The organism is Psychrobacter sp. SHUES1 (assembly GCF_001652315.1).
GTDB lineage: Bacteria > Pseudomonadota > Gammaproteobacteria > Pseudomonadales > Moraxellaceae > Psychrobacter > Psychrobacter faecalis.
The window spans coordinates 1-12603 of the sequence record NZ_LXWA01000084.1 but is presented as its reverse complement, the minus strand read 5'-3'; the positions used below and the strand labels follow the sequence as shown (position 1 = coordinate 12603).

9 protein-coding genes are annotated in these 12603 nt (G+C 43.8%); 5 read left to right on the top strand and 4 right to left on the bottom strand.

Features of this window, described 5'->3' with window-relative positions; all coding sequences use genetic code 11:
* The 5 genes from A7325_RS13565 to minE all read left to right on the top strand — a co-directional run.
* Positions 1-261 (top strand): transposase (locus A7325_RS13565; protein ID WP_156508545.1); only part of this gene is annotated, 261 nt, incomplete at its 5' end.
* 176 nt (positions 262-437) lie between these two features.
* A complete protein-coding gene (locus A7325_RS11045) occupies positions 438-1529 on the top strand; it encodes a hypothetical protein (protein WP_207161658.1) in 1092 nt (363 codons plus the stop codon).
* A gap of 154 nt (positions 1530-1683) precedes the next feature.
* On the top strand, positions 1684-2562 hold the full coding sequence (minC, locus tag A7325_RS11040) for a septum site-determining protein MinC (protein ID WP_068408123.1): 879 nt from the start codon (positions 1684-1686) through the stop codon (positions 2560-2562).
* 435 nt (positions 2563-2997) lie between these two features.
* Entirely contained in the window at positions 2998-3810 is an 813-nt protein-coding gene (gene minD, locus A7325_RS11035) for a septum site-determining protein MinD (protein WP_068408121.1), read from the top strand.
* 2 nt (positions 3811-3812) lie between these two features.
* Complete coding sequence (gene minE / locus A7325_RS11030; protein ID WP_068408119.1) at positions 3813-4103, top strand: cell division topological specificity factor MinE; 291 nt, start codon at positions 3813-3815, stop codon at positions 4101-4103.
* Between the two features lie 110 nt (positions 4104-4213).
* Here minE and A7325_RS11025 read toward each other — a convergent pair whose 3' ends face one another.
* The 4 genes from A7325_RS11025 to A7325_RS11010 all read right to left on the bottom strand — a co-directional run bounded on the left by A7325_RS11025 (position 4214) and on the right by A7325_RS11010 (position 12498).
* Entirely contained in the window at positions 4214-4741 is a 528-nt protein-coding gene (locus tag A7325_RS11025) for a cytochrome b (protein WP_068408118.1), read from the bottom strand.
* A gap of 191 nt (positions 4742-4932) precedes the next feature.
* Positions 4933-5436 (bottom strand): hypothetical protein, encoded by a 504-nt coding sequence (locus A7325_RS11020; protein ID WP_068408117.1) that lies wholly within the window; start codon positions 5434-5436, stop codon positions 4933-4935.
* The gene (locus A7325_RS11015) at positions 5433-6476 is read right to left on the bottom strand and encodes a chemotaxis protein CheB (RefSeq protein ID WP_068408116.1); all 1044 of its coding nucleotides are present in this window, start codon (positions 6474-6476) and stop codon (positions 5433-5435) included. Before A7325_RS11015 ends, A7325_RS11020 begins: the two co-directional genes overlap by 4 nt.
* A complete protein-coding gene (locus A7325_RS11010; protein ID WP_227515005.1) occupies positions 6466-12498 on the bottom strand; it encodes an Hpt domain-containing protein in 6033 nt (2010 codons plus the stop codon). Before A7325_RS11010 ends, A7325_RS11015 begins: the two co-directional genes overlap by 11 nt.
* Positions 12499-12603 lie beyond the last annotated feature (105 nt).

The following is a 12603-nucleotide window of genomic DNA, read 5'->3' as shown; positions in this document are numbered from 1 at the left end:
TTACAAACGCCACTCAGAGCCAACATGAAAGAGGATAGACCCAAACCTGTGGTAAGGCGGCTAATGAAAGCCCGCCGTATCGTTGAAACAGTCATTGGTCAGCTATCAGAACGATTTAACATACAAAGAGTGAGAGCAAGAGATTTATGGCATTTGTCTCATCGATTGATTCGTAAAATCCTGTCACACAATCTGTGCTTTGTACTCAACAAAAAACTTGGTAATCCGCCTCTTCAGTTTGAATTGCTTATTTCAAGTTGAGAGTGGGGTTTTTTATATAAAAAGATAACGGCTAAAATACCAAATTATAATGGTTGATGGCTTGTTTTTTGGCATGATTCATTGATAATGTGAATAACTATTAAAACTTGCCGCTTATTTGGTAGTGATTGGCAAAAGACTACTCACTACCAATGCCATTTACTACTAAATAAGGTATGACTGTGCCCGCCTCTTCTACCCGTGCGCCGATAACACCAGCGCCTCTTCAGTCCTCAGACCTACCCAGCAGCCCGCCGCCAAGACCGAATCGTCCCCAGCCCAATCGCTTGAAGCTGACCTATGATATCGTGATGCTCATCGCCATCAGTATTGATTTATTTTTAATCAGTACTGACGCTATTTTGATGAGTAATTTTAGTAGTAATGCCGCGCAGTGGTTGAGTATGAGCGAGGCATTAAACTGGTATCAAAACCATATTCATGACTCGTTACGGACAGCGGGCGGTTTTTTTACGCTATTCTTGATTGCCGAGTTGCTATTGCGCTGGGCAGTTGCTATTAAAGAAAAGGTGTATTACCGCTGGTTCTTTTTCCCTTTTGTGCATTGGTATGAAGTGTTAGGCTGTTTTCCGCAGTTGCGCGCGCTGCGTTTATTTCGCGCCGTGATTATCGGGCGCCGCTTATATCAGCTAGGTTATCAAGTACTGCCACAGCCGTGGATTAATCGCATTAATTTTTATATTAATTTGCTGTTAGAAGAGCTGTCTGACCGCGTCATCTTAACGACCATTCAGACTTTTCGCCAGCAGCTGACCGATCCTAACACTCATAAATCCTTTATCGAATCTACCATTGCCCGCAATCGCAATGAGATTGAAGCGGCGATACTATCGCTACTGCGTAAAGAGCTGGCGCCAAAACTTCAGGCACTGACCGAGTCATCGGGCGGCGGCACTATTGTCGCCACCGAAATGGGCAATGCCATCAAAGAGGGATTGGCCAATACGCCTGAGCTACGCCGCTATCTGCGTATGATACCCATTGCTGGAACGTTAATTGAGTCGCAGCTACAGCATGTCGGGCATAATATCGGCGAAAACGTGGTATATGCGCTGAATGAGCGCCTGCTTGACGCCGAACGTATTGACGCGTTAATGGTTGCTATCGCCAGCGGCGTTGCTCAAATCGATACCGACAACAGCGCCCTTGATACGTTAATCTCAAGCATCATCGCCGATGGTTTAGACGAATTTGAAGCCCAAATAAAAGTGCAGCAATGGAAGCATCAAGACATGCTTAATTTGTAGTGTTTTGAATGAGAACCAGTTTTTTTGACAATCATACTTTTGATATGCATATTTTTGAAAGCCGCACTTTTAATAATTAGACTTTGATGCTATATGCCGAGGCAAAAACGGCACATTGAACACCGCAACACGACCATTTTTGAGGATGTATATTATGACGATTTCAGACAACAATCAGCAGGCGCTTGACTCACCTGACACGCCAGCTTTGGCATTTTATGGCAAAATGCTGACCTTTTCACGGCTGCAGTTTAGCACCGATGACTTTGCGGCGATTGCCAGCCAACTTGAAAGTACACTGAGTAATAAAAATAGCAATATCCCTGTATTGATTGACAGTGAAGTCGAGCAGGATTTAGCGGCATTAGTAGAGCTGCTTTGGTCATGGGGTTTGCAGCCTATCGGCGTGGTCACAGGTTTGCTTGATGAGCAAGCACGTCAGCTACGCTTAGCGATATTTCCAGCGGACGGCAAGCGTATCGAGCGTATTTTGCCCAGTAAAAAAGCCACTACACAGTTAAGTCAAGTAGCGGCTTCTAAGGATAGCGCACAAACGTCACCTGCGAACGATTCTGTCAGCTCTACTACCGATAATGCTGGCTCAGCTGTAAATAGCCAAGCTGCTGCCACTACCGAGGTAAATGCAACGACTGAAACCACCTTGACGGCAGAGACGCTTATCAGTGCCGAGCATATTACCAGCTTGATTTATGATCAAATGCTGCGCTCGGGACAAAGCCTCAACCATGTCGGTGGCGATTTGATTTTAACCAATAGTGTCAATAGCGGCGCTGAAGCGATTACTGACAATAACCTGCACGTTTATGGTCGCGCCCAAGGTCGTTTGGTCGCAGGCGCAACGGGTGATAAAGATGCGCGTATTTTTTGCCAAGTCTTTAATCCCTCTCTGGTCTCAGTTGCTGGCACGTATTGCTTACGTGATAACCTACCCGAGCACGTGATTGATAAATCGGTTGAAGTGCGTTATTTAGAAGGTCAGGGTTTAGTCTTTACGGTTATGGATAACGCTTAGGTCTTATTTGCTCTTTAGACGACTCAAAGGTGTCATTTCATCATTATCAGTTTGAATATATTTGATGATAAATGATAAATTGACGTCTAAATAGCATAATTAATATTATAGTAAGTTTACTTAACAAAACTGCGCTATGATGGATTGTTAGCTCTGCCACTATTTACGCTAGACTATAGGCGCGAATATTGAGCGCAGATAATAGAGGGCGCTTTGGCTCCCTATTTAGCTGATATAACCATTATCTGTAGGCAGCTTTTGTGCTTAAATACGCACTGGCTATAAGTTTTTGTATATTTATGCTAGGCTTATGCTCGCAGATAGCACATCTCCGCTAGGTAAACGCCGAGCAATTGTGCTACTTTACATCTATACTGTTTCATCTAAAATGTTTTAACTAATAAATATCCCATCAATTCATAGGAGTGTGCCATTGTGGCGAAGATTGTTGTAATCACTTCGGGTAAAGGCGGTGTGGGCAAAACCACGACCAGCGCTTCTTTTGCCGCCGGTTTAGCATTACGTGGCTATAAGACAGTTGTTATCGATTTTGATGTAGGCTTACGTAATCTAGACTTGATTATGGGCTGCGAAAATCGAATTGTTTATGACTTTGTCGATGTTATCAATGGCAATGCCCGCCTGTCACAAGCGCTGGTAAAAGACAAGCAACTAGAAAATTTATATATCCTGCCTGCCAGTCAAACGCGTGATAAAGATGCGTTGACAGACGACGGCGTTACAGAAGTCATGGATGAGTTGTCAAAGCAGTTTGACTATATTATCTGCGACTCGCCTGCTGGTATTGAGCGCGGTGCGCAGCTGGCGATGTATCATGCAGATGAAGCCATCATCGTCACCAACCCTGAAATCTCTTCGGTACGTGACTCGGACCGTATCATTGGTATCTTGCAAAGCCAAACCAAAAAAGTGATTGAAAATCAGGGCACGGTACGCGAGCATTTAATCATCACCCGCTACAACGCCGACCGTGCTGCCGCAAATGAGATGATGGATATCGATACCATCTCTAACGATATTTTAAAAGTGCCGTTACTTGGTGTGGTTCCTGAGAGCCATTCAGTGCTGGAAGCGTCTAACCATGGCGAGCCTGTGATTCATTATACCGATTCAGTGGCTGGTCAATGTTATGACGATATCGTCGCCCGTTTCTTAGGAGAAGAGCGTCCATTACGTCATATTGATGTGAAGAAAAAGAGTCTACTACAGCGCTGGTTTGGGGGTTAATGATGAGTAAGAAAAAAGGATTTTGGAGTAGCCTATTTGGTACGGATGACAGCAGCAGTGCTGGCAGTGCTAATATGGCAACTGAGCGCTTAAAAGTTATTGTTGCAAGTGAAAATCGCTTGAATAATCGCCTGACCACTGACCGTATCGAAAAAATGAAACGTGAAATACTAGAAGTGGTTAATAAGTACGTCAACGGTGTGCAGATTGATGATGTTAATATCAACCATCGCTCTGAAGATAGCCTCGATGTGCTCGAGATGAATATCAGTTTACCTGAACATAAAAAGTAAATGACATAACTTTATAGTATAGCGTTTGATTATATAAATACTGGTACGAAAAAAGCCCTAAGTATTAGACTTAGGGCTTTTTTATACGCGCTCTTCCCATTTTTAAGTCGTTATTTTATACGCGCCATAATATTGTCTTTTTTGATAAATTGATGATATAGCGCGGCGCCAATATGCATCAAAGTAAAAACAATTATCATCGGCCACAAAACATCGGTATGCCAGTCATTAAAAAGCCGTGCCAACCCTCTATCGGGGGTGACAAAGACAGGGATTTGAAATAAACCAAAGACGTCAACTGCTCGGCCGCCATATACCGACATCAGTAGTCCTGCCATAGGCATCGCAATTAATAACGCATATAAAGCAAAGTGGGATAATTGTGCAAGCAGCATTTGCCATTTTGGCATTGCCAACGCTGGCGGTGCTTTAGTAAAAATACGGCTGATCACGCGGGCAATCATCCAAAACAACAAACTGACCCCAAATGCCTTGTGTAATCCGATATAGACCTTACTATCAAGATTGTCATATAACAGTATCATGATCCAAGTGATCAGTAATAATATGGCGCTAACCCAATGAAAGATTCGACTAGCAACCGACCACTTTGTCAGATTTGAATGGATATTATTCATAGTATATTTTATCGCTTCCTATTCATCGATACTTATAGGCGCTGGCTGATACGGATCAAATGACAGTGTTAAAAACCTACTAGCTGGTAACGGGCAAATAAACATAATAACTATTTGTGCCAGCTCAAGGCTAATAACTTTTTTTAAAGCTAACACTAGAGTCCATGATAAAAAGCGTAACCATGAGCAAATTAGCTATCTAAGTCAACCAATTGATGGGCGATTTTATCCAAATCTGGCACCATGTAAACCGTATCATCAATCATCACCGCTTGGAAAAGGTAGGATAGCACAACATCTTCTTGGACGCGCTGCTGAACGGTATCAGTTTTGCTGTCGGTTTTGATAAAGTGCTCAGGCAAGTCGATATCTTTGACGTCGGAGATACGCGCCTGTAGTTGGCGGAGCTCGCCTGCTGTCTGTAGCGCGATACGATGCGCGGTGGTATTGCCTTCTAAGACAATCATCTTTTCTGGCGTTTGATGGCGCGGTAGTAGATGGAACACAGCGAATTCTTGTTGTTGCCACTCATACGTCCATGTATGTTCACTATACTCATCGACACTTAAAATCAAACTACTAGGGATAAGCCAATCCGGTTGTTCGGCTGCTGGAACAATCGTTACGTCGAGCATACCATTGTTGGTGGTCAATAAGCTCACGGCTTCAAATGAGTGCTTTAGAATCTGTTTCATATGTCGCTCACAATAAATGACTCTGAAGAGGCGGGCATCGCCCTTTCAGCAATATAATGGGTAAGTTTTTCTGCTAAGGCTTTGGGACTGCCAACAAACTGACAATAACCTGAATCAATAATAGCTTGCGGCTGACTTGGACAAGCGCTTGAGATTGGGTCTTGCGCCCACAATTGACTGTCATTGTCTTGGATTAAGTCCAAATACTGCGAACCATCATTTCCCATCCCAGAGAAAATAATATTGATAAGCTCACTGCCATAAACATCACTGGTATTTTTCAGGATTTGACCGATAGCGGGCTTATAATCGCCCTCCCACGCTTGATCTATTAAGATAATACGACCAGTTGAATCGCAAACAATTTGTTTATCAATGGGTACAATAAGGCATTGCCCGCCGCGCAAACGCTGTGATGAGGTAATCAGCTGACAGCGCCAGTCATTATGGCGATTGAGTATGCGTGGTAGCGTACCTATCATCGCTTGGTTAAAATGATGAGCCAGTAAAATACTCACAGGCAAGGCTGGTGACAAATGATCTAAAAATTCTTTGACCGCACTAGGCCCGCCCATCGAAGCACCTAAAAATACCACATAATGCCAATCGTTAGTCTCATTTTGATAAGCCTTATTCTTATAAGCAGGGCTATCTATTGCCTTACTTAATAACGGCAACGCCAGCATTTGTGCAAGCTTACGCTTGAGTTTGCGCTGCCATTTGGCATAATGCTCAGCTTCATTAAGATACGGCGCCTGGCTAAATCCGACTAGAATGGTAGCAGGTTGAGCGGTAGTAGTCGCTACTGCCATATGCTCATCGTAATCACCATCTATGAGCCAAATATCAATCGGCGCTGTATAGCGGCTCAACCTATTTTGTAATTGCGTCCTTGATACGCAGTCAACCAGCTGCAAACCACAACTACGCACGGTATCAGAAAAAGCCATGCGCTGATGGTGGTCTTCTGCCACCACCAGTACCCTGATATCGTTTTTATGCTTATCCCTTAGTATTAAGGCAGGTACATTATCCTTCATTGACTAAGCTAGCCTCTATACCCAATAGACCTTGGATTTTATTAAGAAGCTGGTTTTCTTGGAAAGGTTTGCCCATGTAGTCATTGACCCCAATCTCAAAAGCGCGCTCGCGATGCTTTTCGCCGGTACGTGAGGTAATCATAATAATAGGCAGCTGTTGCAAACGTCGGTTATGACGTACTTGCGACGCGACTTCAAAGCCGTCCATACGCGGCATTTCAATATCAAGTAACATCAAGTCTGGTGTGGTTTCTTGTAAAATCTCAAGCGCATCGATACCATCTTTGGCAAGTATTACATTGAAACCTTGACGCTCTAAGAAACGTGAGGTCACTTTCCGTACCGTGACTGAGTCATCGACAACTAAAATGGTGGTTTTAGATTCTGTACTGCTACGAACACTGATAGCAGATTTTGCGACTTCTCTGCCTAAAGCGGCATTTCGCATCAGTGCAATCAGATCCAAAATAAGCATGACCGAGCCATCACCCATGATGGTTGCCGCTGAGATACCCGATAGATTTGAGAACTGCTGCCCTAAAGGTTTTACCACGACCTCAATACGTGACCCTGCGATTTGATCAACCTGTAGCGCCATGTTTTGGCCACTACGGTTTTTGATAATAATCAGTGGCACACTGGTATTAGTGTTGACGACCAACTCATTGAGCTTATTACCTGATAAAATTTCATTCAAATAACGCACGCGATAATCGTTATCTTCAAAGTTAAGCGTAGCGGCGCCCGATTGATAATAGTCATAAATTCTTTCTGGACTGATACGTACGACGCGCTCAATCTGCGCTAACGGTATCGCATAATAGCGGTCTGCGGCGCGAACCACCAACGCATCAGACACCGCAACCGTGAGCGGCACCCGCATGGTAAAGCGAGAGCCTTTACCAAGCTCTGATACTACCGATACCGCCCCACCTAGTTGACGAATCTCACTAATCACCACGTCCATACCGACACCGCGACCTGATATTTGCGTCACTTGCTTACTGGTACTTAAGCCGGCGTTAAAGATATACTGCATAATATCAAGGTCGCTTAAACTGCTGTCTTCGGCGTCAATTAAACCTTGAGAAATGGCTTTATTGCGTACTGCTTCTACATCAATGCCGCGTCCATCATCAGTTAACTGGATAATGATTTCACTACCTTCACGCAGGACTTCTAAAGTAATTTGTCCATTACGTTCTTTACCCGCTTCTAAGCGCGTTGCAACCGTTTCAATTCCGTGATCGACGGCGTTACGTAACATATGCTCAAGCGGTGAGGTAATGCGCTCCAAAATGGTTCTATCCATTTCGTCATCAGCATTGATAATCTTTAAATCAACCGACTTGTTTAGCTCATTGGCCGTTTGGCGCACGATACGCTCTAGCCTTGGCGTTAGGCGGGTAAAGGGTACCATTCTCGAATTCATCAAGCCGTCTTGTAGCTCAGTTTGTGTCCGCGATAATTGTAGCAATAGACTTTCGCTGTCACGCATCTTTTCAAGTAAGGTATGATTAATATCAACCAAATCCGAGGCCGACTCGGTTAAAGATTTTGATAACTGGTTTAACGAAGAATATTGGTCCATCTCTAGAGGGTCAAAGCCTTCATGATTGACCAACTCATCATCAATCTGCGATAAAATCTGCGCTTCAAGCTCAATCTCCATCCGGCGCAACTGATCCGCTAGACGTTGTACCGTCGTTCCCATCTCTTCAATACTAGTGGTCAAGCTACTCATACCCATGTCGATACGCGCACGGTTGATCGCTGATTCACCTGATAGATTAATCATATGCTCAATCAGACCACCTGAGATACGAATCATCTCGTTGCTACTGGCGTTCTGTTCTTGCTCAGTCGTATCAGCCACCATCGGCGGCATCTCACTGATATCTTTTTGAATATAGGTGGAGTCTTGCTTTTCTTTCGCCAATAAAATAGCATCACGCTGCGGTTGCAAAGACTCTTTTGGTATGTGTTTTAAGCTATCGGGGTTTTTACTAAATTGCTGCAGCGCCTCAATTAATAAGTCTGGCGTTGGTGGGTTCACCTGTTGCGAGAGAATAAATACCGCAGCTGCCAGCCAATCGTGACAGGCTACCAGTAGCTCCAAGACTTTTTTGGTAGCAGGTCGGCGACGATCAATAAAGTCGGTATAAACGGATTCCATCTCATGGGCAAGGTCAGCGATACCACTTGCGGTTACCATACGCGCACCACCTTTTAAGGTGTGTAAGTCGCGCTGTAGGGCTTGCAATGCAACGGTATCACCGGCATCACTTAAGAATGCTTGCAGACATTCATTACGGTTGGTCAGCGCCTCTGTTTCTTCTAAAAACACCTCTAAAATATCTGGGTCAGGTAAGCCGTTCGCCCAAGATTGTTTTATAATTCTATCTAAACTTAAGAAGTCTGCCGTTTTATCGATACGATGGGTATATTCATTGGCGCTGATTTGCGGTTCAGCAGCAGCCTGGTGTTGCGGCATTGGTACAATAAGTTCGACGTCTTTTGGTAACGCTGCTGCTTTTTCAAACTGCTGCAGCTGCTCAATCAGCTCAGGTGTAAAAAATGATTGCTGATAGCGGACAATATGCGCCACTTGCAATGACAACGTATCTTGCACGACTTGCATAATTTCAAGCCATTGCGTCGTTGGCGTACGTCTTGCTTCAACGAATGCCTCGTAAATGCTCTCCGCCTCATGGGTCAAATCGCCAATACTGCGTATGCCTGCCATACGCGCACCACCTTTGATGGTATGCAGGTGGCGCTGTAAAACCTTTAAGGTATTGATATTGCTGATATCAGCACGCCATTTACTAAAGCTATCATTGAGCGCATCATCAAGCTCCTGCGCTTCTTCTAAGAAGATTTCTAATAGCTCAATATCGGTAACGATGGTTTCAAGCGCAAACTCAGGCGCAGCAACACTTTGCATTGTGCCTTTACCCTCTTCCTCAGCCTCTTTATCAACATCAGTATGCCCTGCAGTACCTGCTTCTACATTGATATTGCTATCGTCACTTTGAGCAATATCTTTTAGCTGCTCAACTACCTGCTGATTAATTTTCAACGAGGTGCTACCCGCTAAAGCATCAAATAAACCGACTAGCTGACAATGACCTGCAAGTAAAGCGGCCTGGATATCAGTATCACGGGATTTTTCAGGATGATGGCTTAAATAAGTATAAGCATTTTCCAATTCGCTAAGAATCAAGGCAAATTTTGGTACCTCTTGTGCTTTACTGGCTAGATGTTTTATTTGTGAGATTTGCCTTGCGATATAACTTTGAATCTGTTCTTGCTCTGCATTATTAAAGACGGCTTCTAACTGCCATTCTGCATCTAGTAGCTCATTGATATCGTCATCTAACAATTGACTTATCGTTGGTTTACCATCGGCTGAGTCTTCGTCATCGCTAACGGCGTACTGCTCACCAAGCATGGCTTGTAAAGAAGCAATATCTTGCTGACTTTGCGCCTCTTCTGACGAAACTTCTCGCTCCTGCACATCGCGTTTATAATTAGCTAGGTAGCCTTCAATCAGCGTCACAGACTGGGCAAGCGCTTTTACATGCTGAGCATTCATTGGCGTGTCTTGTTTCTGCAAAAGCTCCAAACTTTGCTCTATCGTCGTGCCAACCTCACTGATTGCCGTCAAAGTACTAGCGCCAGACGCTGCTCTTAGCGTATGAAAAGCGCGAACAATCTCATCACTTACGGCGGCATAAGGCTCGTCTTGGTGATCAAGAACAAAATCTTTAACGCTTTCTAACAGCTCTTCGGCCTCTTCAACAAAAATATCGAAAAAGATTTGCTCTTCTTCACTTTGAGGCGTCAAAACGATGGGCGCTTCGGCCATTTTTTCATTTACCGAATGAATGGTTTGCAGCGTACTATCAATGCTACTGTTACTTTCGGCAATGTCATAAGCAGTGTCATCAACAAGTTCTTGATCTGTATTTTTAACATCAGAATATTGCGCTGTGCTTATGTCCTGCTGCTGCTCAGAACCATAAAATAGTTGTTTATGTAGCGCGCGGTAGCTGAATTCATCACCCAACTGCTTACTAAAAGCCTGAGCACAAGCCACCCATAACGGTACAAGTGCAGGATAATCTTGACTGTCATTTTCAAAGGTAATTAATAGCGTTGGATAAGCGCCTAACACATCACCGATAAGCTGCTGTATGTCTGCAGACGCTACAATTGTATTATCCAAAATACGGTTGAGCATATTTTCTATCGACCAGGCTAGCTCAGCGCTATAATTAGCACCAACCATACGACCCGAGCCTTTTAAAGTATGGAAACCGCGACGAATATCAGTTAACTGGCTTAAGTTATCAGGAGTAAGCTGCCAATGCTCATATAAGGGCACAATTTCTTCTAGAACTTCATTGGCCTCTTCTATAAATATCTCTTTGATATCAGGATCAGCATCGTTAGCATCTGTCGGTAGCGACTGCGCCGCTGTCATAAATGGGGTTAATACGTCTGGTATCTCTAAATCCGTTAATGAGGCTGAAAAGTCTGTTTCTACTTCAAAAACTTCGTCAAAGTTACTAACAGAGTCATTTATGTCTAGAGTATCAACTTGTTCGATATTTAAGAATCTCTCATCTGTCGATTGCGTACCCTCATCTAGTACCGCATTATTTTTTTCAACCTCACTTGTAGAGAAATTATCATCAAGCACTTCTAAGCCTGTATTGATAGGTTGCTGGCTTATTAAGTTATTGCTTTGCAAAATAGTAATGGCAGGATCAAAACTTGGTGGGTTCTGTGCTGCAAAATCAGCCAACATCGCTGGTAGATGCTTAGTGGTTTCTGTCACAAGTGCCACGACCTCATCGGTCACTGGTAGGGTTTTGTCCAACAGACGGTTGAGTAGGTTTTCAATAGACCAGGCCATCTCACTGATACTAAAAGCGCCAACCATACGCCCTGACCCTTTCAAGGTATGAAAGCCTCTGCGCACTTCAGTTAATGGCGTTAAATCTTGCGCATCTTGCTGCCAAATGGGTAAGAAATCCTCTAAATCAGCGACGACCTCTTCCACCTCTTCAATAAAGATCTCACGAATATCTTCATCAACATCAAAGTTATCGTGCTTAAGCTCACTGCGAGCATTTAATAAAGCGGCACTTTCTTTTTTATCGCTATGGTTTGTGTTATCGGTTAAATCAATGTCTTCATTAGCAACAGTAATAGGCGCAATCTCGCCACTATCATCGTAGCGCAGTACATCATTTGTCGCTTGCTTTTGCGTTAAAAAGGTATCATTAACGGTTTCAGGCGCAGCTATATAGCCACTAAGTAGTGTCGCCGCCTTGTCGATATATTCATGAGCTTTGCTCAATAAGGGTTGATCAAAGACCTGCTGCGCAAGATAGTCGAGCAGCAATTCGATAGAGGTTAAACCTTCGGCTAAGGCTTCGGTGACATCCCAGCTCAGTACGGCAATATCATGGGTGGTTAATTGCTCGAATATATCTGCTATGTTATCGGTTGCCTGGCGGATAGATGACAGGCTCATACTGTCAAAAGCTTCGCCAATGTTAGAAAAATCTGCAGCGTCTGGTAATAGTGCTAGGTCTTGGCGCTGAATATAATCACTAAAGCCTTGCTTAACGTCTTCAACAGCAATACGCAGCTCGCGCAGCTCCTTATCGTCTGTCTTAATTTTTTGGCTACTTTCTACTTGCACGCTATCCATGTCATCATGAGTAATGACGTCAGCCGCAGGTATAAAAGAAGCCGCGCTTCCTATTTTACTTAAGATAACTTGTTCGGTATTGTAGATAGCATTGTGTAATTCTTGGAGACGCTGCTCAATTTGCCACTGCTGTTGTGATTGCTCTTCTACCACTCCAGTTTGGGCAATTAAGTCACGTTCTATATCTGCTAGGATAGATGCTGCTTGCGAGGCAAATGATGTCCAACCACGACTTCCTAGCTGATGGCTGATTTGTTGGAGTGGTTTAATTAGGATTTGCGGTGTAATGGACAAAATTCATGCTAAAAAGTAGAAGGTAGTCGCTAATGGACATAATTCATGCTATTTGAGTGACTTTGACCCTAAAAAGTCTTTAATAAACCGCAACTTACGCTGCTC

Coding starts and splice junctions, on each gene's coding strand:
- A7325_RS11045 (WP_207161658.1), top strand. CDS start 438: ATGACTGTGCCCGCCTCTTCTACCCGTGCGCCGATAACACCAGCGCCT.
- minC (WP_068408123.1), top strand. CDS start 1,684: ATGACGATTTCAGACAACAATCAGCAGGCGCTTGACTCACCTGACACG.
- minE (WP_068408119.1), top strand. CDS start 3,813: ATGAGTAAGAAAAAAGGATTTTGGAGTAGCCTATTTGGTACGGATGAC.
- A7325_RS11025 (WP_068408118.1), bottom strand. CDS start 4,741: ATGAATAATATCCATTCAAATCTGACAAAGTGGTCGGTTGCTAGTCGA.
- A7325_RS11020 (WP_068408117.1), bottom strand. CDS start 5,436: ATGAAACAGATTCTAAAGCACTCATTTGAAGCCGTGAGCTTATTGACC.
- A7325_RS11015 (WP_068408116.1), bottom strand. CDS start 6,476: ATGAAGGATAATGTACCTGCCTTAATACTAAGGGATAAGCATAAAAAC.